Origin of the sequence: Asticcacaulis sp. AC460 (assembly GCF_000495795.1) — a bacterium.
Classification (GTDB): domain Bacteria; phylum Pseudomonadota; class Alphaproteobacteria; order Caulobacterales; family Caulobacteraceae; genus Asticcacaulis.
The window spans coordinates 58,032-83,319 of sequence record NZ_AWGD01000011.1 but is presented as its reverse complement, the minus strand read 5'-3'; the positions used below and the strand labels follow the sequence as shown (position 1 = coordinate 83,319).

Below are 25,288 nucleotides of genomic sequence, written 5' to 3'. Positions count from 1 at the left end.
ACGGAGGTAAGGTCATCAACTGCCTTCCGCCATTTTCTTCAAGGCCGCCATAAGCTCGGCGCGGTTTTGTGGCGTCGGCTTGCCCAGGCCACCCCGGTGCGCCGGCGGGATGTGGGCCACCGGGTCGCCGTTGACCTGGAAGATATAGTGCTCGAACATGGTGTGCCAGTAGTCACGCTCGGCCGGGGGCAGGTCCTTCAGCGCCGCCAGGGCTGCCAGGAACGGCGCCATCGGATTGACCAGCGTGTCCGGCGCTGCGCCCCACCAGTAGTTGATCAGCACATTGAAGGCGTCCAGCGACTGGACATGGTGCCACCAGTATTTCGGCACGTATAAGGCATCGCCCGGCTCCATATCCGCCACCTGGGCGGTGGCCAGCGCGTCCTTCAAACGCGGGAAGCGGGCGAAGTCCGGCTCCTCCAGGCTGGCCAGGCTGATGGCGCGGCCGGACGGGGTGTGGTCCATCGGGCCGATATACAGATTCGTCACCTGCTCCGGGGGGAACAGGATAAAGCGGCGATGGCCGGCGGCGACGCAGGCCAGGTTGTGGTCGTGGTCGTTGTGGGTCTGGGCGCGGGTGGCGTTGCTGATCCAGATGCGCGGGCCGATCTGCGGCGGCAGCACGGGATTGCGGTTTTCCGCCGCGAAGCCCGGCAGGTGGTCGGCGGTCGGCGTCGACTGGATATAGATATAGAAGGGATTGGGGTGATCCAGCGCCCCCAGCAGCTGGTCGATGCCGGCGGAGACGGTTTTGACGCGCTTGTGGAAATTGAAGTCGTGCATGTCGGGGCCGTAGGCCATGCGGCCCTTCATACTGTTGTGGCCTTCCATCACCGTGGTCGGACGGCCGTTGTCCAGGGACTTGAGGTAACCGGCTATCTCCTGCGGTGAGCTTTGCGCCTTTGCCACGGCCGGCCAATGGGACACCAGGCCCTTCAGCAGGGCCGGCTGGCCTTGCCTCACCAGATCGACGAAGATTTCGGGCGTTGCGCCCTCGACGACCGGAACCGGTGGAAGGGTGGAAATGTGGTGCATGGGATACAGTTTTGGCGATTTCTGGCTTGGCGTTTTCTGGCAAGGCGGTGGCGAGTCCACAGTTAGGAGATGCCAGATGCCTTGGCAAGGCGCCTTGCCAAGGCATCTGGCATCTTTGACCCCGGCGTCAGGAAAAGCGACTCATCCGGATGCAATCGATAGTGTTAGCGGTACCTTTTCGCCGTGCGGACAGGGCCGCGGAATATGGCCGCTCTGCCGTTGTCACGCCGCTCCCCGGGGCGAAACTGTGGCATTCATGCCATTATGGCCCGGATTGTGGCCAAATCAGCCACAATCGACTAGCCAATTGCATGTCGTTTATATAACAAATAGAAAGACGAAATAATTAATCAGGTTGAGAAGCGTTAACGGGCGGTCGTCACGGCCTTTCCACCGTTACAATGGGCGGAATTTTTGACAAATATGTCAAAAGCAGACTCGGCGTATCGGGACTATGTGTCGATCATCAGGTCACGTCCTGTTTACCAAAACGCTTTATAGACTGACGTCGTTTCGGTTCAGTGGTTCTTCACCGGCAGGAGCTCGGGCCTGCCGTAAGGACATTAGGGAGAAGAAGGTATGAAAATTTCCAAAGGCAAGGGCCTGACCGGCCTTATGCTCAAGGGCGGGGTTTCGGCTCTCGCCCTCACGGCGTTTACCGCCGTGGCGGCGACTCCGGTCGCGGCTCAGGACGCGCCGGCCGCCACCTCCGGCGACGAAGTTGTCGTCGTCGGTGTTCGCCGCTCGCTGAAGACGGCGCAGCAGATCAAGAAGGACGCCGATACGGTCGTTGACTCGATCACCGCGAACGACATCGGTTCGTTCCCGGACAAGTCGGTCGCCGAAGCGCTGCAGCGCGTCGCCGGCATCACCGTCAACCGCTTTGCCGCCACCGGCGACACGGCCCACTTCTCGGCCGAACCGTCGGGCGTCGTGGTCCGCGGCCTGCAGCAGGTCCGTTCGGAATTCAACGGTCGCGACATCTTCACCGCCGACTCGTCGCGCGGCCTGTCGTGGTCGGACGTTTCGCCGGAACTGATGGGCGGCGTCGACACCTATAAGAACCAGACCGCGGAACTGATCGAAGGCGGCATCGCCGGCACGATCAACCTGCGCACCCGTCTGCCGTTCGACCAGAAGGGCCGCGTCCTGGCCGCCACCGGTGAATACACCTACGGCGACCTGGTGAAGGACGGCCGTATGTCGTTCTCGGGCATTTACGCCGACCGTTGGGAAATCGACGGCGGTGAGGTCGGCCTGATGCTGAACTTCGCCCACGGTGAAACCAGCACCAACTCGGAAGGCGTTCAGTACGGCCGTATCGTTCCGGTGGAAACCTCCTATTGGGGTGCCGGTCGCCGTTACATCCCGGTTTCGACCGCTTTCCGCGACAACATCTATGACCGTACGCGTGACGGTATCGCCATAGCTGCCCAGTGGCAAAACGCCGACAAGACCATGGCGGCCACGCTGCAGTACAACCAGTCGAAGAAGGTCGAGCAGTGGGAAGAATATGTCGCCACGGCTTCGACCGGCGCTGACGCCTGGGCCCGCGACATCAACTTCGTTTCGACCGACGGCAACATCCAGTGTCTGAATGCGGCTTCGAACTGTAAGTTCAACAGCGATGGCATGTTCGAATCCGGCGTTCTGGTCGGTGGTAACGGCGCCTGGTACGGTGCGTGGCAGGCTCCGGCCGGCGCGACGACTCCTGCGGGCTGGACGAATGCGCGTTCGTGCTATTCGTGGGAGTGCGGCAGCGATACGCCGCAGCAACGTTCGCCTGGCTATGCCAACGACACGCGCTGGAGCGACAGCCTCAACGACACCAAGGACATCTCGCTCAACTTCAAGTGGGATCCGACGGATCGCCTGAAGCTGAACTTCGACGTCCAGCACGTCGATGCCATCCAGGAAAACTATGACATCTCGACCTCGCTGGCCACCTATGCGGCGGTGAATCTCGATGCATCGGGTTCGCACCCGACCATGGAAATCCTGGACACGGTTCCGGGGTGGTACATGGCCGGCGCGACCGGCGCTGAACGGATCGCCAACCCGAACAACTATCGCCAGCACTTCCTGATGGATCACGTCACCGACTCGGAAGGCGAAGAGTTCGCCACCCGTGCCGACCTGGCCTACAGCTTCGACTCGCCGTGGCTGAACACCCTGAAGGCCGGTGTGCGTTACGCTAACCGTGAACAGACCATCCGCTGGACGACCTATAACTGGGCTTCGGTGGTCAACAACTGGTCTAACTATGACCGCAACAACTACTACATCACCGGTTCGGAATTTCCGGATCAGGGCGCCCATGGCATCTACACCTTCGACCCGAACTTCTACGGCGGCGGTACGACCAATGCGGCTGACGGCGTGTTCTTCAACATCGACTACCTGAAGGACCGCGAAGGCCTGGCCACGACGTTTGACCGCACTCACTACACGCCGTCCTACACCGACGGTACCGCGTCGAACCAGTGGACGCCGATCTGCCACCGTACGGGTGAGATCGACGGCTGCTTCCGCGCCGCGGAACTGGCTTCGGTCAAGGAAGAAACCAAGGCGGCCTATGTCCAGCTGAAGTTCGGCGGCCCCGACGCCACCATCTTTGGCGGCATCACGGTCACCGGCAATATCGGTCTGCGCTACGTTGAAACCCTCAATGAGAGCACCGGTGGCGTCAACTATCCGAGCTCGGCTCCGGTCTATGACTGGCAGCCGCTCTCCGAAACCGCGCCGGGCAGCGGCGTCTACCGCGCCAGCCTGTCCTATTACGTCGACGGCCTGATCGGTACGCCGCCGGCCGTGACGGCGAACCAGACGACCGACCCCACGCTGTATGCTCAGCAGGCAGCCGCGGCTTCGGCCTATGTCAACAACCCGGCCAACTGGACCGGCGACCGCAAGTTCATCGGTAGCCAGAACGCTACGCTCGAAACGGCCAGTGTCGTTCACAAGAACTGGCTGCCCTCCTTCAACGTTCGCCTGGGTCTGACGGATACCTGGTTCCTGCGCTTCGCGGCGTCGCGTGCCATGTCGCGTCCGGACATCGGCAACCTGAAGAAGTACAGCTCGGTCGGCATGTCGCTGCCGTCAACGACCAACTCCAGCTTCGCCTGTAACGTGCCGAACAGCGCGTTCGAGTGTACGCCGGGTGGTCAGATCATCAAGACCAAGGTGACCTTCACCGGTTCGGCCAACAACCCGTACCTGAAGCCGGTTACCGCGGACCAGTTCGACCTGTCGGTGGAAAACTACTTCTCCTCGACCGGTTCGTTCACCTTCAACCTGTTCTATAAGAAGTTCCACGACTACATCCAGTTCGGGAACTACTATACGGACTTCACCAACCAGGGTGTGACCCGTTCGGTTCGCATGAGCGGTCCGGTGAACGGTGATGGTGCTGCGATCCGTGGCTTCGAAATCACCTACACCACCTTCTTCGACGAGCTGCCGGCGCCGTTTAACGGCTTCGGTATCCAGACGAACTATACCCACCTGGCCAACGACGGCATCAAGAGCTCGAACGTCGTGACCAACTCGGGTGACGGTTCGTCGGGTCAGACCGGTGGTGGTACTTCGGTGGCTGCCCTCAGCTACACCGACCTGCCGCTGGAAGGCCTGTCGGAAGACAGCTTCAACCTGATCGGCATGTATGAAAAGGGTGCCTGGTCGGCGCGCGTCGCCTACAACTGGCGCTCGGAGTACCTGGTGACGGCGCAAGACTGCTGTATCGCCTTCCCGATCTGGCAAGAAGCCCAGGGCTTCCTTGACGCCCGCCTCGCCTACCGCTTCAACGACCACGTCGAAGTGTCGATCGAAGGCTCCAACCTGCTCAGCACCGAAACGGTCCTGAAGCAACAGGTTGACGGCCCGATGTCGGACGGTACGAACCGCGAGCGCCTGCTGCTGCCGGCCGCGTGGTTCAAGAACGACCGCCGTCTGCAAGCTTCGGTCCGCTGGAAGTACTAAGAGCGGGTTGAAAAACCAAAAGAGGGGCGCGCTGTCGAAGGACAGCGCGCCTTTTCTTTTTTTGAAAGCCCTTACGTTTTTCGGCTGGACGGGATGACTCGAATGAGAACCGCGCAGAGGTGTTACCGTCGGTATACCCCTCCGCCGGCTTCGCCGGCACCTCCCCATGTGATGGGGAGGAGGGCGCCTCTGCGGAATTCTCGGAGGAAGCCCCGATTCAGGTTAAGCTTACCCGCTTCCCGAATTTGCCTCTGCCTGATATCGGTCCCTGCGAATTTCAGAGTCGATAGCGGCGTAACGAAAATCTGACTTTTCATTGCGGCGAAAAGCCTGCCAGAACAGAACTATAAAAGCGCGTACCGGGGACTAAGATTTATGACCATTTCACCCACGAGGGTTGTTATCCTGGGCGGCGGTACCGCCGGCTGGATGACCGCCGCCAGCCTGATCAAGGCGTTCCAGCCGCATTTCTGCACCGTGCGCCTGATTGAATCCGATGAGATCGGCATTGTCGGCGTCGGCGAAGCAACCCTGCCGCAGGTCCACGACTTTAATGATTTCCTGGGGCTCGATGAGCCCGAATTCATGCGCGAGACCAACGCGACCTTCAAGCTGGGCATCGATTTCAGCAACTGGGCGCGCAACGGCGACAGCTATATCCACCCGTTCGGTATCCATGGCCAGGCGATCAACGGCGTGCCGCTGTTCCAGTACTGGCTGCGCGCCCGGCTGAACGGCCATAATACCGATCTGGAGTCCTATTCCTTCCCGATCGTCGCCTGCCGCAACAACCGGTTCGACTTCCCGTCGGACGACGACCGGTCGGTGCGTTCGACCTTCGCCTATGCTTACCATTTTGATGCCGTCCTCTATTCACGCTACCTGCGCAAATGGGCGACCGCGCGCGGCGTTCAGCGCACCGAGGGCAAGGTGGTCGATGTCACCCTGCGGCCGGAGGACGGTTTCATCCAGTCCCTGACGATGCAGTCGGGTGAGATTATCGAAGGCGACCTGTTCATCGACTGCTCCGGTTTCCGCGGCGTGTTGATCAGCCAGGCGCTGAAGATGGGATGGGAAGACTGGACGCAATGGCTGCCGTGCGACCGCGCCCTGGCTGTGCCCTCCGACCGTTCCGAAGCCTTTACCCCCTATACACGGGCGACCGCGCGCGAGGCCGGCTGGACGTGGCGGATTCCGCTGCAGCACCGCACCGGCAACGGCTATGTCTATTCCAGCCGCTTCACCACGGATGAGCGTGCTGCCGAGGTGTTGCTGGGCGCGCTGGACGCGCGGGCCCAGGCCGAGCCGCGCATGCTGAAGTTCCAGGCCGGCCGCCGTCAGCAGTCGTGGTACAAGAACTGCCTGGTGATAGGGCTGGCCAGTGGCTTCCTGGAGCCGTTGGAATCGACCAGCATCTACCTGGCGCAGATTGCCTCCAACTTCCTGATGCGTCTGTTCCCGGGCAAGACGATCGACCCGAAGCTGGCGCAGGAATATAACCGCCTGGTCGATATCGAATATGAGCGGGTGCGCGACTTCCTGATCCTGCACTACCACGCCAATGAAAAGCCGGCGGAAGAAGACCCGACCGGGCTGTGGCGTTATGTCCGCGAGATGGCGGTGCCAGACAGCCTGCTCACCAAGATGGAGACCTGGCGCCATCGCGGTCATATCCATCGCTACAAGGACGGTCTGTTTGCTCCGCCCAGTTGGGTCGCGGTCTATACCGGCCAGCGGATTTTCCCGCAGAACTACGACCGGCAGGTCGACACGATGAGCCTGGAGATGGTGTTGCAGAAGATGGCCGAGATGAAAGAGCGGGTGGCGGTCAATGTCGAGGCCATGCCGACCCATGCCGACTTCGTCCGCGACTACTGCTTCGATCCGTCCGCCAAGGTGATGATGGAGGATGCCCAATGACCGGAGCGAGGGCTGAGTTGGATCGAAAGCTTAAGGTCGTTATCCTGGGGCGCGATGATGCCCTGTGGCTGTCCGCGAACGTACTGTGGCGCGCCTTTCAGCAGGCCGGGCTGGAGATCACGGTGATCGAGCTGCCGTCCCTGCTGCGGGCCGGCGATGTCTATCCGACCCTGAAGCAGCAGGAAGCCTATCATACCCTGATCGGGATCGAAGAGGCGCCGATGATGCGGGCCTCCCAGGCAACCTTCAGCCTGGCCCAGCGGTTCGCCAACTTCTCGCGCAACCGCCCGCCCTTCATGCACGCCTATTCGACCTATGGCCGCGACATCGCCCGGGTGCCGTTCCACCACTACTGGCTGAAGGCGCGGGCCCAGGGGGCCAAGGCGGAATACGAGGATTTCTCGGTCAATGCCGCCGCCGCCAAGGCCGGTCGCTTCTTCATTCCGGGCGAGGCCGTCGACGGTTTTGCCAACTGCGATTATGTCTACCACCTGGGCGCCCAGGGCTATTGCCATGTGCTCAAGACCGTGGCGACCCAGCGCAGGATCAACCACCGGCCCGGCCGGCTGGCCGACGTGGTGCGCGACGCCCAGGACGGCCGCATCACGGCGCTGAAGCTGATGAGCGGTGAGACGGTCGAAGGGGATTTCTTCATCGATGCCTCCGGCCAGGAAAGTCTTCTGTTAGGGGCCGCCTTGGGTGTCAAGACCGAGTCGTGGCAGCAATGGTTCCCCTGCGACCGCCTGCTGACCACCTATGCACCGCCGCTGTCGCCCCTGCCACCGTTCAGCCAGATCTCGGCCTTCCGGTCGGGCTGGGTCGGTTTGTTCCCGTTGCGTGACCGCACCGCCGTCCAGGCAGCCTTTACCAGCCACGAGCTGAGCGCGGAACAGGCCCTGGAAGCCGCCCATATGGTGACCAATATGCGGCTGAATCCTGATGCCATCATCTCGCCGCTGTTCCCCGGCGGGCGCCAGGCCTACTGGCACAAGAACTGCGTCGCCATCGGCGAAGCCGGCGTGGTGTTCGATCCGATCGACAGCGTGCGCATGCACGCCAACATCCTGGGCCTGTCGCACCTGATCTCGCTGTTCCCGGTCAGCCGTGAAAGCATGCTGGAAAGCGCGGAATACAATCGCAATGTCGGTGCTGCCTATGAACGCATTCGCGACTACCAGATGTGCCACTACCTGCTGAACCAACGCAACAGCCAGCCGATGTGGGACTATGCCCGGGCGGTTCAGCCGCCCGAGCTGCTGAAGTACAAGCTGGAGCTGTTCGCGGCGCGCGGCAATGTCGTCCAGTATGACGATGAGACGTTCGAGGACGACGACTGGGCGGCGATGTGGCTGGGCCATGGTTTGTTCCCCAAGGCCTATGACCCGCTGGTCGACCAGATGAGCGACGCCGAGGCCATCCAGCACTTCCAGCGCATGCTGGGCTTTATTCGCGCCAATGTCGAACCGATGAAGCCGATGGAGGCCTATCTGGGTATGGCCCCGGCAGCGGTTTAGGAGAGGACATGCAACACAACGTCAAAAAGATCGTCATCGTCGGCGGCGGCACTGCCGGCTGGATGGCCGCGGCCGCCTTCGCCAAGGCGTTGGGCACGCTCGACTACGACATCACCCTGGTCGAGTCGGAGGAAATCGGCACGGTCGGGGTCGGTGAGGCCACCATCCCCGCCATTCTTCAGTACAACAGCTTCCTGGGGCTGGATGAGAACGACTTCATCCGCAACACCAACGCCACCTTCAAGCTGGGGATCGAGTTCGTCGACTGGCGCAGGAAGGATCACAGCTACTTCCATCCGTTCGGCCTGTTCGGCCACGATATCGACGGTTTCAGCTTCCAGCACTTCTACATGCGCCACTACCACCAGCGCGGCGGCGGCATGTTCGATATCAGCAAGTACAATGCCGAGACCGAGGCCGCGTTGCAGGGCCGGTTCGGCCGGGTCAAGTCGGAGCCGGGCAAGCCCAATATCAACTATGCCTTTCAGTTCGACGCTGGCATGTATGCCCGCTATCTGCGCCGCTATTCCGAGAACCTGGGCGTGGTGCGCAAGGAAGGCAAGATCATCCAGGTCAACCAGGATCCGGAGTCGGGCTTCGTCACGTCGGTGGCCATGGACAATGGCATGACGATCGAAGGCGATCTGTTCATCGACTGCTCGGGCTTTCGCGGCCTGCTGATCGAACAGACGCTGAAGACCGGTTATGTCGACTGGAGCCACTGGCTGCCGATGAACCGGGCCTGGGCAGTGCCGTGTGAGCGGACCGAGACCCTGACGCCCTATACCCGGGCCACCGCGCGCGAAGCGGGCTGGCAGTGGCGCATTCCGCTGCAGCACCGTACCGGCAACGGCTATGTCTTCTGCAACGACTTCATCAGCGAGGACGAGGCGCGCGAAAAGCTGCTGTCGCGGCTGGACGGCAAGGTGCTGAAGGACCCGATGATGCTGAAGTTCGTCACCGGCCGCCGGCGGCTGGCGTGGAACAAGAATGTGGTGGCCTTGGGCCTGGCCAGCGGCTTCCTGGAGCCGCTGGAATCGACCTCGATCCACCTGGTCCAGTCGGGGGCGTTCAAGCTCCTGGCCCTGTTCCCGCGCCACGGCATCAATCCGCACATCGTCGACGAGTATAACCGCCAGGTCGAGATCGACTATGAGGGGGTGAAGGACTTCATCATCGCCCACTACAAGGTGACCGAGCGCGACGACACGCCGTTCTGGCGCCATGTCCAGCAGATGAGCATCCCCGACAGCCTGCAGGCGCGCTTCGACGTCTTCCGCGCCACCAGCCAGACCCTGGCGCGCGAACCGGAGCTGTTCCGCGAGGTGAGCTGGGTGGCGGTGATGACCGGCCAGGGGATCGTGCCGGAGGATTATCACCCGGCCGCCGACACCATGGACGCCGACGATTTGCGCCTGCAGCTGGGGCGGTGGCGTACGGCCGTGGTCGAACGAGTCAAGAGCCTGCCGATGCACGAGGACTTTATCAACCGCACCTGCGCTTCGGATGCGCCGCGGATGGTGGCCAACGGGTGATTATTCGGTATTGAAGAAGGTGTTGGCCGTGAGGCGTCCGGTGGCGGGATCGCTGCTGAGGGCAGCCCCGGGCTTGAGCTTCGAACGGTGAATCTGGCCGGCGCGGTACAGGATCAGCCGATTGAACTTCGGTTCGATGTGGAAGATCTCTTCGTAGAGGTCCTCGACGGCCGACAGGGGCTGGCCTTCGCATTGCGCCAGTTCCTGGCGGCGGAAGAAGGCGAACTTGGCGCTGACGGACGGGGTGATCAGTTCGAGGCCCGTCGATTTGTGGCGGTAGAACGACGTGCCGCCCGGATGGTCCTGGCTGAGGTAATGGACCGTGGCGAAGCTGTGCAGGCGCGAGGTGTCGGTGTGCGGCGCGACCTGGTTGGGCGCCATCTGGTCCGGCCGCACGGTGGCCAGGCCGAAGAAGCCGTAATAGGCGCTGCGCTGGTCGGGCGGCATGTCGAAGACCTTGGCCATTGGCCGGCGCAGTTCGCGCAGGAGCAGGTTCAGATAGGTGTCGGGCAGGGTAGCGACCAGGCCGGGATACCAGGAGTTGGGCGGCGGCGCGCCGAAGCTGTCGCGATGTGCGCTGGCCAGAAGGTCTTCCGGGTTGGCCAGGGCGTCTTCGACGACGAGCACCTGGTTGTCCTGCCCGAAGGTATGGATGTCGATTCGGGGGGTGGGATTGAGCGCGAGGGCCGTCATGTTTCGTCCTGCCGGATTTTTGCCGCACGATAGAAGCTGAGACGGGAATTGCAACAGATTGATTTTTGTTCCAAAACACCGCCGCGGTTACCGCAGGGCAGAGTCAGGAGTACGGCGTGTCGCTACAGACCATTCGCGTAGGGGAAGAACAGACGCCGATCGTGGTGATCGACAACTTCGTCCAGGAACCGGACCGGATTGTGGAGCTGGCGGCGGAGTTGGCGCCGTTTCCAGCCCAGACCGGCCACTACTATCCCGGCCGCCGCCGCCGCATCACGCCGCAGGACGGCGAGAGCTTCGACTATGTCCGCTCGGTGTGCCAGTCGCTGACGGGCGTCCTGCACGGCGTGTACGGTATCGCGGCCTATGACATCCTGGATGCCGGCTTTTCGGTGATCACCACGCCGCCGGCCGAACTGGGGCCGTTGCAGACCATTCCGCATTTCGACTATCCCGACGCCGAGAGCTTCGCCATCCTGCATTACCTGTCGAAAAAGCCGGCGGGCGGGACGGGTTTCTATCGCCATGTCCGCTCGGGGTTTGAGACCCTGTCGGAGGCGCGCATGCCGCATTATGCCTATGCCCGCGAGCAGGACGACCTGCAGCAGCCGCCCCCTCAGGGCTATCACGACGGCGACGGTAATGGCTTTATCGAGCTGGCCAAGGTCGAGGCGCGCTATAACCGGGCACTGATCTATCCCGGCCGACTGCTGCATTCGGGCATTATTCCGGACAATTTCAACTATAGCCCCGATCCGCGCGTCGGCCGGCTGACCGGGAATATCTTCGTGCGGGCGCGCGTTACGCCGTAAGCGCCGTCTCGAGTTTATCCAGGCCTTCGTCGAGCAGAGCGTCGCTGATGGTCAGCGGCGCCAGTAGCCGGATGGTGTTGGCATAGACCCCGCATGACAGCAGGATCAGGCCGTTTTCCTGAGCCTTCATGCAGGCGTTTTTGGCGGCGGCGGCATCGGGGGTGAAGCTGCCGCGCTCGGTCGTGATATCGAAGGCGATCATGGCGCCCAGGCCGCGGATGGCCGACATGGGCACGATATCGTTGCGCTGGGACAGGGCTTCTAAGCGGGCCTTGATCTTCGCACCCTGGCGGTTGGCGGCGTCCAGCAGGTTTTCCTCCTCGATGACGTCGAGCACGGCCAGCGCCGCGGCGCAGGCGACCGGATTACCGCCATAGGTGCCGCCCAGGCCGCCGGTGACGGGGGCGTCCATGACCTCGGCGCGGCCGACCACGCCCGACAGCGGATAGCCGCCGGCCAGGGACTTGGCCATGGTCATCAGGTCCGGCTTGACGTCGTAGTTTTCCATGGCGAACAGCTTGCCGGTACGGCCAAAGCCGGTCTGGACCTCGTCGGCGATCAGCAGGATGCCATGGTCGTCGCAGATCCTGCGCAGGGCGCGCATCAGTTCAGGCGGGGTGATCAGGAAGCCGCCCTCGCCCTGGACCGGTTCGATGATGATGGCGGCGACGGCATCCGGCGCGATGTCGGCCTTGAACAGGTAGTCGAGCATCTTCAGCGTATCGGCGGTGTCGATACCGTGGGCCTCCACCGGGAAGGGCAGGTGGTAGATGCCGGGTTGTTGCGGGCCCAGGTCCTTCTTGTACGGCACGACCTTGCCGGTCAAAGCCGAGGTCAGGGCAGTGCGGCCATGGAAGCCGCCGGTAAAGGCGATGACACCGTCGCGGCGGGTGGCAGCGCGGGCGATCTTGACGGCGTTTTCGACGGCCTCGGCGCCGGTGGTGAACAGGACCGACTTGGCCGGGCCCGCGATGGGCGCCAGGGCGTTGAGGCGTTCGGCCAGGGCGATATAGGCCTCATACGGCACGACCTGGAAGGCGGTATGGGTAAAGGCGTTCATCTGGGCCAGGGCGGCCGCCTGGACCTTCGGGTGGCGGTGGCCGGTGTTGAGCACGGCGATGCCGCCGGCAAAGTCGATGAAGCGGTTGCCGTCGGCGTCCCACAGTTCGGCGTTCTCGGCCCGTCCGGCATAGAGGGTGGTGGCGTGGCCGACACCACGCGGAATGGCGGCGGCACGGCGGGCGGCGAGATCGGAATTGGCAGTCATGACGGGCTCCTGGTGGCTGAGCCCGCATAGCATATTGTGATCACAATATGCCAGTGGCAGGTTCTGAAACGTTAAAAGAGGAACACGGAAAACACGGAGGCCGCTTGCGCGGCGACACGGAAAGGCACTGAAATTCCACGATGAACCGCGCGAAGCGCCTTTCTGTGATGCACAATTAGAAGGCGCTTCGCGCGGGAGATGGTTCAACCGGAATTCCGTGACTTCCGTGTCGCCGCGCAAGCGGCCTCCGTGTTTTCAGTGTTCCTCTTGAGAAGGTTCCGAGTGATGTCTCAGTGCACGTTGCTCATGTCGGCGGCGCGTTTGGGCTTGGGCAGGGTCCAGGCCATGAAGGCGCACAGGGCGAAGATCACCGCCGCGCCCATGAAGATCTCATTCGTCGCCAGCATGATCGCCTGGCCCTGGACCATGTTGTTCACCGTCGCCAGGGCGGCCTGGGGCGACAGGCCGCCGCCGCTTATGAGGTCGATGGCGCCCTGGGCGTTGGGCATGGTCTCGGCCAGCCGGGCGTGGTTGGCATTGGCCGAGTTTTCCCACGCCGTCGCCACGAAGGAGGTCGCTACCGCGCCCGCCATGGTGCGGATGAAGTTCTGAAGCCCCGCCGCCGAAGCGGTTTCCTCAGGGTTGACCGCGCCCATGGAGACCTGGATCAGCGGCATGAAGAAGAACGGCATGCCGGCGCCGGCCAGGAAGATCCAGATGCCGATCTGGCCGAAGCTCATATCGGTCGTCGCCTGGGAGCGCATGAAGGTGATGAAGGCCAGCCACATGACGCCGCAGAAGATGACCTTGCGCGGGTCGAACCGCACCGCCAGCTGCGACGCAATCGGCGCGGCAACGATCGCCAGGATGCCGATCAGGCCCGCCGCATTGCCGGCTGAGGTCGCCGTCCAGCCGAGGTTGGTCTGCATCCATAACGGGGCGATGACATTGATGGCGAAGAAGGAGCCGATCATCATCGCCATGCACACCATGGCCAGGGCAAAGCCCCTGTGGCGGAAGACGCGCAGGTTGACGATGGGGTTGGTGTCGGTCAGTTCCCAGATCAGGAAGGCGATGAAACCCAGAACGGCAGTCACGGCCAGGCCGATGATCAGGCCCGATTCGAACCATTCATGCTCCTTGCCGAGGTCCAGCATCAGCTGCAGCGCGCCGACCCACAGGACCAGCAGGCCCAGGCCGACCACGTCGACACGGGCCTTGACGGTCCGGGTCTCCTGGCTGAACAGGACGCGCCAGACCAGGAAGCCGGCCGCGACGGCGACGGGGACATTGACCAGGAAGATCGAACCCCAGCCGAAATTCTCGACCAGCTGGCCGCCCAGGACCGGGCCGGCGATCGGCGCGGTCAGGGTGGTGACCGCCCACAGCGCCATGGCCATGGGCTGCATCTTTTTCGGGAAGATGGTCAGCAGCAGGGTTTGCGACAGCGGCATCAGCGGGCCGCCGCAGAAGCCCTGCAGAATGCGGCCCAGGATCAGGGTCTCGAAATTGGGCGCGATCCCGCACAGCAGCGAGGTGATGCCGAAGCCGATCAGGGCAACCGAGAAGGTGCGCACCGTGCCGAAACGCATAGCCAGCCAGCCAGTCAGCGGCACGGCGATGGCTTCGGCGACCGCGTAGGAGGTGATGACCCAGGTGCCCTGGGCGTTCGACACGCCCAGCGAGCCCGCGATATGCGGCACCGAGACATTGGCGATCGAGACGTCGAGGATGGCGACGAAGTTGGCAAGCGCCAGGAGGATGCCGCATAGCCAGAGCGTCAGGCCCTGGAGCTGTACGGGTTCCTTGTAGGGTTCGGCCGGAGCCGTGGCAGCGGACATTGGGGAGCGTCCTTGAATATATACACGAGCCGTAGGCTCTTTTCTGCTCTCCTCCCCTGTTCGGCTGCCGCCGAGGCCGGGGGAGGTGGATCATGGCGAAGCCATGAGACGGAAGGGGCTTATTCCACGGACGGTAAGAGCCCCTCCCACCGCTTCGCGGTCCCCCCTCCCCGTAAACGGGGCGGGAGAAGAGGTGTTGCGAGTCTAGCTGCCCTTGACGGTGATCTTGGCTTCCATGCTCATGCCGACGCGAAGCGGGTGGTCCTTCAGCTCCTTCGGGTCGAGCGCGATGCGCACCGGCAGGCGCTGGACCACCTTGATCCAGTTGCCCGTCGCGTTCTGGGCCGGGATGACCGCGAAGGCCGAACCCGTGCCCGACGACAGACCCACCACCTTGCCGTGGAACTTGACGCCGTGGCCATAGGTGTCGGCCGTGAGCTCGACCGGCTGGCCGACGCGGACGTCCTTCAGCTGCACTTCCTTGAAGTTGGCGTTCACATAGGCGCTGTCGATCGGCACGATGGTCACCAGAGGCTGGCTGACCTGGACGCGCTGGCCGACCTCGACCGAATTCTTGGCGATCACGCCTGAGATCGGGGCGCGGATGACGGTGCGGTCGAGATCCAGTTTCGCCTGGTCGACCTTGACCCGGGCGGCCACGACCTGAGGGTTGTCCTGGACGCCGACGCCCGAGATCAGCACGGCATTGGCCGAGCGCTGACCCTGGGCCGCCTGGGCCTGGGCGCGGGCGGCGGTCAGGGCCGAGGCGGCCTGGTCGAGGGCGGCTTTCGCCGTGTTGAGGTCTTCGCCCGAGACGGCGCCGATCGAGACCAGAGCCTTGCGGTCGTCATAGGCCTTCAGCGCCTTGTCGTAAGCGGCCTGGGCTGAGCCGACATTGGCGGCCGAGGCGCTGGCCTGGGCGGCCAGGGTGGTGTCGTTGCTGTAATAGGCGCTGACCTGGCGGGTGACCTGGTCGAGCTGGGCTTCAGCCTGTGCCAGGGCGAGGCGGGCGTCGGTGTCGTCGAGCACGATCAGGACGTCGCCGGCCTTGACCACCTGGGTGTCGTGGATGTCGGCCTGCTTGACCAGGGCGGCGATCTGGGCGGTCACCGCGGCCGATGGCGCGTCGACATAGGCATTGTCGGTCTTCACCGACTTGCCGCCTTCGATCAGGGTGTAGGCGCCGAAGGCCAGGCCGGCCAGCAGGACGACACCGCCGAAGATCATGAAGAGCGGGCCGCGGCGCGAACGGGCCTTGGGGGAGGCGGCGGACACGGGCGTTTCGGCGGGGGGATTTGCGTCGGACATGACAATAATCTCAATTCGGGGCGTAGCCGCCACCCAGGGCGGCAATGAAGCTGATACGGTCGTTATAGGCCTGGGCCTTCAGGTCGCTGAGGGCGCTGTCGGCGGTAACGACATTGGCGTGGGCGGTCAGGACGTCCATCTTGGTGGCCAGGCCGCGCTGGAAGCGGGCGCTGCTGAGCTGGTAGCCGTCCTGGGCGCCGTCGCGGCGGGCCTGGGCGGCGGTGACCTGGCCCAAGGTGGTGCGCGTGCCGTTGGCGGCGTCGGCGACATCCTGCAGGGCGTGGGTCAGGGCGGTGTCGTAGTCGGCGACGGCCAGGTCATAGTCGGCCTCGGCGGAGCGGTAGGCGGCGTCCAGGCGCTTCTGGTGGAACAAAGGCAGGCTGAAGGCCGGGCCGATGCCGCCGATGTCGGAACCGGAATTGGTCAGGTTCGGGATGCCGATGGCCTGGAGGCCGAAATAGGCGCTGAGCTTGACGTCGGGATAATAGTCGGCCTGGGTATATTTGATGTTCTGGCCTTGCGCTTCAACGCGCAGGCGGGCGGCCAGGACATCGGGACGGCGGCCCAGCAGATTGGCATGGACATCGTCGGGCAGGGCAAAGGCGTCGGCGGGCGCCAGGTTCGGCCGGGTCAGGGTCAGGGCGCGGTCGGGACCGGCCCCGACGAGGGCAGCGATCAGGTGGCCCTGGGCGGCGATGGCGCCGTCGACGGCGGCGATGCGGCCGGCGACCTGTGCCTGTTCGTCACGGGCGCGCAGGACGGTGTCCTGGGGTTCGAGATGGCGATCGGCCCGGGCCTGGTAAAGCTCAAGTTTGATGTCGGCGCCGTGCTTCAGATCGGCGAGGAAGTCGCGCGTCTCATAGAGGTGGTTCAGCTCGACATAGGCGCGGGCAATGGCAACGCCCAGGTTCTGGCGCACCACCACGGCTTCGAGTTCGGCGGCCTTCTGCTGGCCGGCGGCGCCTTTGACGGCGGCCTTGCTCTTGCCCCACAGGTCGAGATCGTAATTGGCCTCGACCGTGATGCGGGTGGAGGGATGGTAGCCGTCCAGCAGGAAGTCCTTGAACGCCGGCGGGAAGCCCATGTTCAGGCTCTGCTTGGTTTCCTGGATGGAGGCGTTGAAGCTGGCGTCGGGCTCCATGGCCGCCTTGACCTGGTTGCTGAAGGATTGCGCCTTCTTCAGGCGCGCGCCGGCGGCCAGCATGTCGGGGCTGTTGGCGAAGGCTTCGTCCATCAGGCCGTTGAGCTGGGGATCGTTGAAGCCCTGCCACCAGGCCTGTTCCGGCCAGGCGCCGGCTTCACCCTTCAGCGTTTGCGCGCTGGCGAGCGAGGCGGGGTCGATGGGCGCGGTGGTGGTCGCATCCGGCACGCTGGCGCAACCCGCCAGGACCAGGAGAACCGAGGCCAGGGCCAGGGTGGAAGCAAAGAGGCCGCCAGAAGCCTTAGAAATTGGCCTGGGGGGCTGCGAGGGGAGGGATCGCATGGCCAGGTGTCCTTAACAAAAACACAAAAAGGTGAACCGTACTGTACAGTTCATTTTCTTTGCGCTATTGTCCGCCACGAGTCAAGCGAAACTGTACAGTACGGTATATCTTTTTTATGGACGCACCTGCCCCTAACTTCCGTGACCAGCGCCGTGAGCGTATCCTTCAGGTGGCGCGCGAGGTTTTCTTCGAGGTCGGCTATGCCGGCGCCAGCATGTCGACGATTTCGAGCCGCCTGGGCGGATCGAAGGCGACGCTGTACGCCTATTTCAGCAGTAAGGAAGAGCTGTTCGGTGCCATCGTGCGCGAGTCGTGCCAGGCGATGGCGGATGTCTTCGAAGCCCATATCGGCACGGATGACCTGCGTCAGTCCCTGACCGTCGTCGCGCGCCAGATGGTCGGCATGATTGTCTCCGAATGGGGGACCAACATCATGCAACTGGTCATCGAGGAAGGGCGGCGCAATCCGAACCTGCCCCAGATGTTCCAGGAGGCGATCGAAAGCAATGGCCGCCGGGCCATGCGCGCGCTTCTGACGACGGCGCACGACCGCGGCCAGATCGCGATCCCTGATGTCGACGAGGCAGCGGTAATCCTGAAGAGCCTGATCTTCGGCGATCTGCATTTCAAGCGCGTGCTGAACCTGGCGCCGCCGCCCAGCGAAGCCCAACTGCATCACCATATCGATGTCGCGATCGATGTCTTCCTGACCTATTTCGCCTGCAAGGCGGACGCGGTGAAGTCGGTGTGAACTCTACTCTGTGCGCTTGCTGGTTTTCATAGCCTTTGTGTGAATCTGCCTGACCATGGCGGCATGGACCTCCCCGAAGAAGGTCTTCGGCAACATGCCGTACGCAATCCTGCCAGTCTTCGGATCGGCACGGAGATCGTAGCCCGGCCAGTTGAAATAATTGACTTCACTGACCACAACCCATTGCGGGATATCGTCCAGACCTGTGGCACGCGCCACAGCCCAGGGGATGGCCACACCGACAGTCGGTGCCTTGGGTTCGGTATGGGTGATCGGGAGCACAAAGACGAGATCGGGGTGACCATTTTCCTGCACCTTACGCATGACGATGGCAGCGGGTCGGTCTTTCGATCCTTCGACCGCGCCGGCGATTTTGTCATCGTGCCAAAGGTAGCTGTAGCGGACGACGAGGCCCGCGACGGGTTCGGGAAAGTTCACGCGCCTTATTCGCCGTATTTGGCTTCAACGAGCAGCTTCTTAACTTCGTCGGGAAGTTCGTTTACCAGGGAGACTTGGCGCTCCCGGGCCTTCCAGAGTTGGTAATTGGCATATTCCGCGGGAGACAGAAACGCGCCGATAAGGCGGTTGTGGTTTTCCACCTCAACGACGCCCTTGATGGCGGCTTCCGTCGTATACTGAGCGAACTTCCGGCTGAAATCGGTCGCTTTAACGAGGGGCGTTTGGGGCACAACGGTCACCATGTGTCAAAAATGCGTAATTTTCGAATTTTACACAATTTTGCCAATGGGTCAATCTCAGGGCTTCGCTTGCAAGGTGGAAAAGGTTAGGCTGGCTTAGGGCGCCTCGATAACCAAAATGCCGCCAGCAGATAAACCACGTGAACGGCGAACAGGATGCCGCCCAGGACAGCCGCGACCGTCAGCGCCGTGAGTATCTCGAAGTCGAGAATGCCGGAGGCTGGAAACCTGAGGCAGGCCGAAAAGATGGCGGCGCCGACAGTGGATATGGCAAGTGCGATGGGAAGTTTTTGCTGGAATTTCCCCGGTAGGGTCGTCAGCCAGAAAACCGGCAGCCAGAAGCCGGTGACCAGGACCGACTGGGCGAGCATCAGAGGCAGTTGGAAAACAAGGGTGATGCCGTAGGCGCGCATTTGCGGCAGCAGGATCAGGTAGGGCGCGATTTGAAGCGCCCCCAGCGCCACAAGACCGAGATAAAACGTCATGCGTCCGGCTTTCGGGCCGTTGCGCCGCGTGATGAGGATTGTGGCGGTCAAGGCCAAGCCATAGACCAGCAGCGTCTGCCAGCCGGAATAGTAGCCGCCGAATGGATCGGTATCGGAGACAAAAACGACATCACCATGCTTTCCTGACGCAACCTCGGGCGGTGGCGCCTGGGCTGGTGTCTGTAGGATGGTTGTCATCGTCTCCCCCCTGTGACGATAAGGGAAGCCTTGCTTTAAGGCAAAACTGTGGCGGCGCGATGCGCTCTTAGCGTTGGTTTAGCCGGGCGCGTCCCCGCTCTTTAATGGCTTCTATGTTCAATTCGCCTGCAGGGCCGCTGGCCAGCCCATCGTGCAGATCTTCGCGAAGAGCTTCCAGCTTCATCGCTTCAATCTTTGCCGCCTGCAATCGATCCTGCGCTTCCATCAGGCGCAAGGCGTCGCGAACAACCTCGGAGGCATTGTTGTAAAGGCCGCCGGCGACTTTTTGACGGACCATGTCCTCAAGCCGGGGAGTCAGGTTTACATTCATGCTCATGGCGAAGTTCCCTTACGATCCGGAAAAGGATAGGGTGCGGGCACGAATTGTCAAACATTGACAATAAAGGCATCTCGTTGTGGCCACTGCCAAAAGTCGGACAAATCTCTTTTCATCTTGGCCTGTCCGTGGTAGCGCTATCACAAACAGTGGAAAACGCTGAACTTGGGAGAGAAGCATGAAGTCCATCGCACTCGCAGGCGTATTGTCGCTCGCCATCGTGTCCGGTACGGCGCAGGCCGCCGACAGCGTCACCGTCACTATCGATGCCGCCAAGCCCGGCGCGAAGATCGACCGTCGCATCTTCGGCCAGTTCGCCGAACATCTGGGCAGCGGTATCTATGAAGGCATCTGGGTCGGCAAGGACTCGGCCATCCCCAATACGCGCGGCATCCGCAACGACGTCGTCGCGGCGCTGAAGGCCATCAAGGTGCCGGTGGTGCGCTGGCCCGGCGGTTGCTTCGCCGACGAATACCACTGGCGCCGCGGCATCGGTCCGGAACGCAAGGCGATGATGAACGCCAACTGGGGCGGGGTTATCGAGCCCAACACCTTCGGCACCGACGAATTCATGGACTTTGCCGGCCAGGTCGGCGCCGAGGCCTATGTTTCGGTCAATGTCGGCTCCGGCACGCCGGGCGAGGCCGCCGAATGGCTGGAATATATGACGTCGAGTACAGAAGACGCCATCGGTGCGGAGCGGGCGAAGAACGGCCACGCCGAACCCTACAAGGTGCCCTTTGTTGGCATCGGCAACGAAAGCTGGGACTGCGGCGGGGGGATGACGCCCGACTTCTATGTCAGCCAGATGAAGATGTATTCGCGTTTCGTGCGCAACTACAACCCGGCCGCGCCGATGCAGCGCATCGCCGTCGGCCCCAATGGCGGCGACACCGGCTATACCGAGGCGGTGATGAAGGCCTTTGCCGGCCGTAGCTGGGCGTGGAGCATCGAGGGTCTGTCGCTGCACAGCTATACGACCGGCGGCGGTTTCCCGGTGTCGCAGCCGGCGGTTGGTTTCGGCGAAAAGACCTATGCCGTGATGCTTAAGGACACCCTGGGTATGGAGACCCTGGTCGCCACCCATTCCGCCATCATGGACAAGTACGATCCGGAGAAGAAGGTGTCCCTGGTCGTCGACGAATGGGGCGCCTGGTATGCCGCCACACCGGGCACCAATCCGGGTTTCCTGATGCAGCAGAACACCCAGCGTGACGCCGTCCTGGCCGCGCTGAACATCAACATCTTTGCCCGCCATTCGGATCGCGTCCGCATGGCCAACATCGCCCAGATGGTTAATGTCCTCCAGGCCATGATCCTGACGGACAAGGACAAGATGCTGTTGACCCCGACCTATCATGTCTTCAAGATGTACGTGCCGTTCCAGGACGCCACCTATATTCCGGTGACCTATGATGCCGGTGTCTACAGCTTCGAAGGCATCACCCTGCCGCGGCTGGACGCGGTGGCGGCCCTGGGCGCCGACGGGAAGCTCTACCTGTCTCTGACCAATGTCGACCCGAATAAGCCGGTCGATATCGATGTGGCGTCGCTCGGCTTCAAGGTGCGTTCGGTCTCGGGCGAAACCCTGGCCTCGGCCAAGATCGACTCGGCCAATACCTTCGACGCACCGTCGACGGTTGCGCCCAAGCCGGTTACCGCCAAGCTGAAGGACGGCAAGGTCATGGTGCGCCTGGCCCCGGCTTCGGTGACGGTGTTGACCCTGAACAAGTAGGTTTACGGCAGGCGTTTCCACACGCTCACCGGCACGTCGTCTCTGGGCCGGGGAGCGAGGCACCGGTGGCGCCCTGTTCGGTTTGCCGCGCCTGCCGGCTTTTGCGGTGACCTTGCAGACGCGCGAAGGCCTGACGGGCGCCGCCGCGCGGTTGGGAGAGCTGCTGGAGGCGGCGGTTGCTTTAGACCAGAAGCTCTGAGAGAGCGTCGAAACTATCCCGGACCTGTTGCTTCACCGGTTCCGCCAGGGGCAGGATCGGCCGCGGCGGTTCGGCGTGTATGCCCAGGCGCTCGGCCAGGACATACATGACGCGCAGGCCAGTATGTTGCCGCATCAAATCCCACACCGGCATCAGCGCGGCGTTAAGACGGCGGGCTTCGGCGGGATCGGTCTTGGCCGCGTGGGCCATCTTCACGCAGACGGCCGGGAACATGCCGGCCAGGACGCTGTACCAGGCATCGCCGCCGGCGATCAGTGCCTCGACGCAGTTCCAGTCGCCGGAATAGCCGATGGAAAACTCCGCTGGGACGCTGGCGCGCAGGGTTGCCAGATGGCCGGGCGTGTCGTCCGGCGACTTGGTCGGGTTCTTGGCGGCGACAATGCCGGGGAGGCGGGCCAGGCGGGCGATCATCTCGGGCGTAAAGCGGAAATGCGTCGTGCCGGGATTGTCGTAGATCACGATCGGCAGGCCGCTTTCGCCGGCGACAGCGGCGAAATGTTCATATACCTCGTCTTCGGTCAGAGGGGTGTAGGAGACCGGCGCCAGCAGGCCGGCCGTAGCGCCCAGCGCCTTGGCGTCCCTGGCCAGGGCGATGGCGTCGCGGGTCAGCAGGGCGCCGATGCCGGCCATGACGGGGACGCGGCCAGACGTTTCGGCGACGGCGGCCTCGATGGCACGGGCGCGTTCGTCGCGGCTGAGGTACATGTAGGTGCCGGTGCTGCCGAGCACGCCGATGGAGTTAACGCCCGCGCCGGCCAGGCGCCCGACGAGGGTGCGTAAAGCGCTTGTATCGACCCGGCCATGGGCGTCGGAAGGCGTGATGGGGAAGGCGGAGAGGCCCGTAAAGCGCGTCATGTCCGGAAATCCTGATAAACCGTTAGTTGTCGTGTGTGGCGTTTACCATGCCCTAAGGTTTTAGCGTAACACTGCAAACCATTGCATATGCGGGCGATAATGCCAGCTATGATGCAAGCTATGATGGAGGCGATCATGAAGCTCGGCGGATGGTTCGGATCAGGGAACAGGGCGGATGCGGCGGAGGCACTGGCGATTCGCGATGCGATCAACCGTACCCAGGCGATTATCGAGTTCGACCTGGACGGCACAATCCGTCATGCCAATGACCGCTTCCTGACAGCGATGGGCTATCGGCTGGACGAGGTCACCGGCCGGCATCACAGTATGTTCGTCGATCCGGCCTTTGCCGCCGGCGCTGAGTACCGCCAGTTCTGGGCCGACCTGAAGGCCGGCGTCGCCCGCGACGGTGAATTCCGGCGCAAGGGCAAGGGAGGGCGCGATGTCTTTATCGAGGCCGCCTACACGCCCGTGCTGGACGGCCAGGGGCGGCCGGTCAAGGTGGTGAAGTTCGCCTATGATGTGACCCAGCGCAAGTTGAAGGACATGGACGCCGAGGGCAAGATCGCCGCGATCGACCGGTCCCAGGCGGTCATTGAGTTTGCCCTGGATGGCACAGTGCTGACCGCCAACGACAATTTCCTGAATGTCATGGGCTATGAACTTAGGGAGATCGCCGGCAGGCATCACGGCATGTTTGTCGAGGAAAGCGAGCGCAATGCGGCCGGCTATGGCGAATTCTGGCGCCGGCTGGGGGCGGGCGAATTCGTCGCGTCGCAGTTTCGCCGGATCGGCAAGGGCGGGCGCGAAGTCATCATCCAGGCGTCCTATAATCCTGTGCTCGGGTTTGACGGGCGTCCGGTCAAGGTTGTGAAGTTCGCCACCGATATTACCGAGCGCGCCCGGCGCGATGCCGACTATGCCTGTCAGATCGCGGCGATTTCGCGGGCGCAGGCGGTCATCGAGTTTGCCCTGGATGGTACGGTGCTGACCGCCAACGACAACTTCCTGCATGTGATGGGCTATCGGCTGGACGACATTCGCGGCCGTCATCACAGCATGTTTGTCGACGAGGGCATGCGTGCCGGCGACGCCTACCGCCAGTTCTGGGACCGGCTGAGCCATGGCGAATATGTTTCGGGTGAGTTCGTTCGGGTGAACCGCGCGGGCGAAAGAGTCTATATCCAGGCGTCTTACAACGCCATTCTCGACTCCAACGGCCGGCCGTACAAGGTGGTGAAATATGCCTCCGATGTAACGGCGCGCCGGGTGGCGCTGAACCGCACGACCGAACTGTCGCGGTCGTTGCAGGAATTGTCGGCCGCCGTCGAAGAGATGGCCGTGACCGGCCGCTCGATTTCCGACACCATGAGCCATACGCGCGTGGCCGCCGACAAGGCGACGCAATGCGTGGCCGAGGCCGACGAGAGCGCCCACAGCATGGCCCGGGCGGCGCTTCAAATGGACGGTATTGTCGACATGATTACCGGCATTACGGGCCAGATCAACCTGCTGGCGCTTAACGCCACCATCGAGTCGGCGCGGGCCGGAGAGGCCGGGCGCGGTTTTGCCGTCGTCGCCACCGAGGTCAAGAACCTGGCCACCCAGGCGCGGCGGGCAACTGAACAGATCGCCGCCGAAATCGCCGGGGTGCGGGCCAGCTCCAACGCCGTGGTCAGCGCACTCGATATGATCCGCGCCACGGTCGCCGATGTCCAGGAACAGGTGTTGTTCACCGCCGGCGCCGTCGAAGAGCAGAGCGCCACGTCTCAGGACATGGCCAAAAACATGCAGATTGCGTCGACCGAAGCGGACAATATCGTCCGCGCGGCGTAGACGGATCAGCTGTGGACGGCAAGGACGAGGCCGACCGTGCCGCATTTCGAAAAGGTATGTCGGTGACGCGTTCCGGCACGGCTTATCCCTGGAGCGCCGCCGCCAGGAGCTGAGCCCAGGCCCGGACGCTCTCGGCGGTATCGATAAGGTCGTTGCGGATCTCGACCAGCACGGCGGGAATTCCCCGGTCGTCGCCATGGACCGGCACGGCATAGTCCTCATTGCGGTCGGTCTTATAGGGCACATTGGCGCCGACCCGCAGGCCGTCCGTCCGCAGGCGTGAAACCAGCGTTTCGCCGAACGCAGCGGCTTCGCCGAACAGGATGCCCCCCTCCCAGGTGCGGGCAACGCCCAGGAAGACCGGCGTGAAACTGTGGATACTGACCAGCCGGGTCGGCCTTCCCTGGCGCGCATCCAGGCAGGCAGAGACAGCGTCATGATAGGGCGTGAAGATGTTGCCGACCCGGCGTGCGATCTCTTCGGGCGACAGATCAACATTGCCGGGAATGTCGGTGGCTTCCGATCGCGTCACGATGCTGCCGGCGGAACCCAACGGACGGTTCAGGTCGATCAGGAGCCGGGAAAAGGTGCCGAGAAACGCGGTGGCGTCCAGGTGCTGCGACAACAGCCGGGTGACGTCGGCGGCGCCGGGATCCCACGCGATGTGCCGCGTCAGGTCCTGCGGCGTCAGGCCCAGTCCGCCGTATTCGGCAGGAATATGGTTGGAGGCGTGTTCGCACAACAGGACGACGTCGGACGCGCCCTGGGGGTTGAGACATTCCACGG

General features: G+C 63.1%; 20 protein-coding genes. 8 read left to right on the top strand and 12 right to left on the bottom strand.

What is annotated here, in order from left to right; genetic code table 11:
• Window positions 1-15: 15 nt before the first annotated feature.
• Entirely contained in the window at window positions 16-1,035 is a 1,020-nt protein-coding gene (locus tag ABAC460_RS31725) for a cupin-like domain-containing protein (protein WP_023452667.1), read from the bottom strand.
• Window positions 1,036-1,614: 579 nt separating this feature from the next.
• Between ABAC460_RS31725 and ABAC460_RS31720 the strand changes: the two genes are divergently transcribed.
• The 4 genes from ABAC460_RS31720 (at window position 1,615) to ABAC460_RS31705 (ending at window position 9,982) form a co-directional block, all read left to right on the top strand.
• Window positions 1,615-5,013, top strand: a complete 3,399-nt coding sequence (locus ABAC460_RS31720) for a TonB-dependent receptor (protein WP_023452666.1) — start codon at window positions 1,615-1,617, stop codon at window positions 5,011-5,013.
• Between the two features lie 375 nt (window positions 5,014-5,388).
• Window positions 5,389-6,933 carry a tryptophan halogenase family protein gene (locus ABAC460_RS31715; protein ID WP_023452665.1) on the top strand — a complete coding sequence of 515 codons (1,545 nt, stop codon included), beginning with the start codon at window positions 5,389-5,391 and terminating at the stop codon, window positions 6,931-6,933.
• Window positions 6,934-6,950: 17 nt separating this feature from the next.
• Window positions 6,951-8,447 (top strand): tryptophan halogenase family protein, encoded by a 1,497-nt coding sequence (locus ABAC460_RS31710; RefSeq protein WP_023452664.1) that lies wholly within the window; start codon window positions 6,951-6,953, stop codon window positions 8,445-8,447.
• Window positions 8,448-8,455: 8 nt separating this feature from the next.
• A complete protein-coding gene (locus ABAC460_RS31705; protein WP_023452663.1) occupies window positions 8,456-9,982 on the top strand; it encodes a tryptophan halogenase family protein in 1,527 nt (508 codons plus the stop codon).
• On the opposite strand, the gene ABAC460_RS48190 is transcribed toward ABAC460_RS31705, so the two are convergent.
• Entirely contained in the window at window positions 9,983-10,675 is a 693-nt protein-coding gene (locus tag ABAC460_RS48190; protein ID WP_023452662.1) for a DUF6445 family protein, read from the bottom strand.
• 116 nt (window positions 10,676-10,791) lie between these two features.
• Here ABAC460_RS48190 and ABAC460_RS31700 point away from each other — a divergent pair, with 116 nt between their 5' ends.
• Window positions 10,792-11,487, top strand: a complete 696-nt coding sequence (locus ABAC460_RS31700; protein WP_023452661.1) for a DUF6445 family protein — start codon at window positions 10,792-10,794, stop codon at window positions 11,485-11,487.
• On the opposite strand, the gene gabT is transcribed toward ABAC460_RS31700, so the two are convergent.
• From gabT to ABAC460_RS31680, 4 genes are all read right to left on the bottom strand, one after another.
• On the bottom strand, window positions 11,477-12,754 hold the full coding sequence (gene gabT, locus ABAC460_RS31695) for a 4-aminobutyrate--2-oxoglutarate transaminase (protein ID WP_023452660.1): 1,278 nt from the start codon (window positions 12,752-12,754) through the stop codon (window positions 11,477-11,479). The two genes, ABAC460_RS31700 and gabT, sit on opposite strands and share 11 nt — an antisense overlap.
• A gap of 290 nt (window positions 12,755-13,044) precedes the next feature.
• On the bottom strand, window positions 13,045-14,595 hold the full coding sequence (locus ABAC460_RS31690) for a DHA2 family efflux MFS transporter permease subunit (RefSeq protein ID WP_023452659.1): 1,551 nt from the start codon (window positions 14,593-14,595) through the stop codon (window positions 13,045-13,047).
• A 204-nt stretch (window positions 14,596-14,799) separates the two neighbouring features.
• The gene (locus ABAC460_RS31685) at window positions 14,800-15,903 is read right to left on the bottom strand and encodes an HlyD family secretion protein (protein WP_023452658.1); all 1,104 of its coding nucleotides are present in this window, start codon (window positions 15,901-15,903) and stop codon (window positions 14,800-14,802) included.
• 10 nt (window positions 15,904-15,913) lie between these two features.
• Window positions 15,914-17,386 (bottom strand): efflux transporter outer membrane subunit, encoded by a 1,473-nt coding sequence (locus ABAC460_RS31680; RefSeq protein WP_023452657.1) that lies wholly within the window; start codon window positions 17,384-17,386, stop codon window positions 15,914-15,916.
• A 116-nt stretch (window positions 17,387-17,502) separates the two neighbouring features.
• Between ABAC460_RS31680 and ABAC460_RS31675 the strand changes: the two genes are divergently transcribed.
• Window positions 17,503-18,138: a TetR/AcrR family transcriptional regulator gene (locus ABAC460_RS31675; protein WP_023452656.1), complete on the top strand. Its 636-nt coding sequence runs from the start codon at window positions 17,503-17,505 to the stop codon at window positions 18,136-18,138.
• Window positions 18,139-18,141: 3 nt separating this feature from the next.
• On the opposite strand, the gene ABAC460_RS31670 is transcribed toward ABAC460_RS31675, so the two are convergent.
• From ABAC460_RS31670 to ABAC460_RS31655, 4 genes are all read right to left on the bottom strand, one after another.
• Window positions 18,142-18,576, bottom strand: a complete 435-nt coding sequence (locus tag ABAC460_RS31670) for a hypothetical protein (protein ID WP_023452655.1) — start codon at window positions 18,574-18,576, stop codon at window positions 18,142-18,144.
• Window positions 18,577-18,581: 5 nt separating this feature from the next.
• Window positions 18,582-18,839 (bottom strand): hypothetical protein, encoded by a 258-nt coding sequence (locus ABAC460_RS31665; RefSeq protein WP_023452654.1) that lies wholly within the window; start codon window positions 18,837-18,839, stop codon window positions 18,582-18,584.
• An 83-nt stretch (window positions 18,840-18,922) separates the two neighbouring features.
• Entirely contained in the window at window positions 18,923-19,519 is a 597-nt protein-coding gene (locus ABAC460_RS31660; protein ID WP_023452653.1) for a hypothetical protein, read from the bottom strand.
• Window positions 19,520-19,586: 67 nt separating this feature from the next.
• Window positions 19,587-19,856, bottom strand: a complete 270-nt coding sequence (locus tag ABAC460_RS31655) for a type II toxin-antitoxin system ParD family antitoxin (RefSeq protein ID WP_023452652.1) — start codon at window positions 19,854-19,856, stop codon at window positions 19,587-19,589.
• A gap of 178 nt (window positions 19,857-20,034) precedes the next feature.
• On the opposite strand from ABAC460_RS31655, the gene ABAC460_RS31650 reads away from it, so the two are divergent.
• Window positions 20,035-21,591: an alpha-N-arabinofuranosidase gene (locus ABAC460_RS31650; protein WP_031236534.1), complete on the top strand. Its 1,557-nt coding sequence runs from the start codon at window positions 20,035-20,037 to the stop codon at window positions 21,589-21,591.
• A 181-nt stretch (window positions 21,592-21,772) separates the two neighbouring features.
• Here ABAC460_RS31650 and ABAC460_RS31645 read toward each other — a convergent pair whose 3' ends face one another.
• Window positions 21,773-22,666 (bottom strand): dihydrodipicolinate synthase family protein, encoded by an 894-nt coding sequence (locus tag ABAC460_RS31645; RefSeq protein WP_023452650.1) that lies wholly within the window; start codon window positions 22,664-22,666, stop codon window positions 21,773-21,775.
• Window positions 22,667-22,801: 135 nt separating this feature from the next.
• Between ABAC460_RS31645 and ABAC460_RS31640 the strand changes: the two genes are divergently transcribed.
• Complete coding sequence (locus ABAC460_RS31640) at window positions 22,802-24,502, top strand: methyl-accepting chemotaxis protein (RefSeq protein ID WP_023452649.1); 1,701 nt, start codon at window positions 22,802-22,804, stop codon at window positions 24,500-24,502.
• Window positions 24,503-24,584: 82 nt separating this feature from the next.
• On the opposite strand, the gene ABAC460_RS31635 is transcribed toward ABAC460_RS31640, so the two are convergent.
• Window positions 24,585-25,286 (bottom strand): N-formylglutamate amidohydrolase, encoded by a 702-nt coding sequence (locus ABAC460_RS31635; RefSeq protein ID WP_023452648.1) that lies wholly within the window; start codon window positions 25,284-25,286, stop codon window positions 24,585-24,587.
• Window positions 25,287-25,288: the final 2 nt, after the last annotated feature.

Bases quoted from the DNA above. Each gene is read 5' to 3' on its own strand.
- ABAC460_RS31725 (WP_023452667.1), bottom strand. From the start codon at position 1,035: ATGCACCACATTTCCACCCTTCCACCGGTTCCGGTCGTCGAGGGCGCA.
- ABAC460_RS31720 (WP_023452666.1), top strand. From the start codon at position 1,615: ATGAAAATTTCCAAAGGCAAGGGCCTGACCGGCCTTATGCTCAAGGGC.
- ABAC460_RS31715 (WP_023452665.1), top strand. From the start codon at position 5,389: ATGACCATTTCACCCACGAGGGTTGTTATCCTGGGCGGCGGTACCGCC.
- ABAC460_RS31705 (WP_023452663.1), top strand. From the start codon at position 8,456: ATGCAACACAACGTCAAAAAGATCGTCATCGTCGGCGGCGGCACTGCC.
- ABAC460_RS48190 (WP_023452662.1), bottom strand. From the start codon at position 10,675: ATGACGGCCCTCGCGCTCAATCCCACCCCCCGAATCGACATCCATACC.
- gabT (WP_023452660.1), bottom strand. From the start codon at position 12,754: ATGACTGCCAATTCCGATCTCGCCGCCCGCCGTGCCGCCGCCATTCCG.
- ABAC460_RS31690 (WP_023452659.1), bottom strand. From the start codon at position 14,595: ATGTCCGCTGCCACGGCTCCGGCCGAACCCTACAAGGAACCCGTACAG.
- ABAC460_RS31685 (WP_023452658.1), bottom strand. From the start codon at position 15,903: ATGTCCGACGCAAATCCCCCCGCCGAAACGCCCGTGTCCGCCGCCTCC.
- ABAC460_RS31680 (WP_023452657.1), bottom strand. From the start codon at position 17,386: ATGCGATCCCTCCCCTCGCAGCCCCCCAGGCCAATTTCTAAGGCTTCT.
- ABAC460_RS31675 (WP_023452656.1), top strand. From the start codon at position 17,503: ATGGACGCACCTGCCCCTAACTTCCGTGACCAGCGCCGTGAGCGTATC.
- ABAC460_RS31665 (WP_023452654.1), bottom strand. From the start codon at position 18,839: ATGGTGACCGTTGTGCCCCAAACGCCCCTCGTTAAAGCGACCGATTTC.
- ABAC460_RS31660 (WP_023452653.1), bottom strand. From the start codon at position 19,519: ATGACAACCATCCTACAGACACCAGCCCAGGCGCCACCGCCCGAGGTT.
- ABAC460_RS31655 (WP_023452652.1), bottom strand. From the start codon at position 19,856: ATGAGCATGAATGTAAACCTGACTCCCCGGCTTGAGGACATGGTCCGT.
- ABAC460_RS31650 (WP_031236534.1), top strand. From the start codon at position 20,035: ATGAAGTCCATCGCACTCGCAGGCGTATTGTCGCTCGCCATCGTGTCC.
- ABAC460_RS31645 (WP_023452650.1), bottom strand. From the start codon at position 22,666: ATGACGCGCTTTACGGGCCTCTCCGCCTTCCCCATCACGCCTTCCGAC.
- ABAC460_RS31640 (WP_023452649.1), top strand. From the start codon at position 22,802: ATGAAGCTCGGCGGATGGTTCGGATCAGGGAACAGGGCGGATGCGGCG.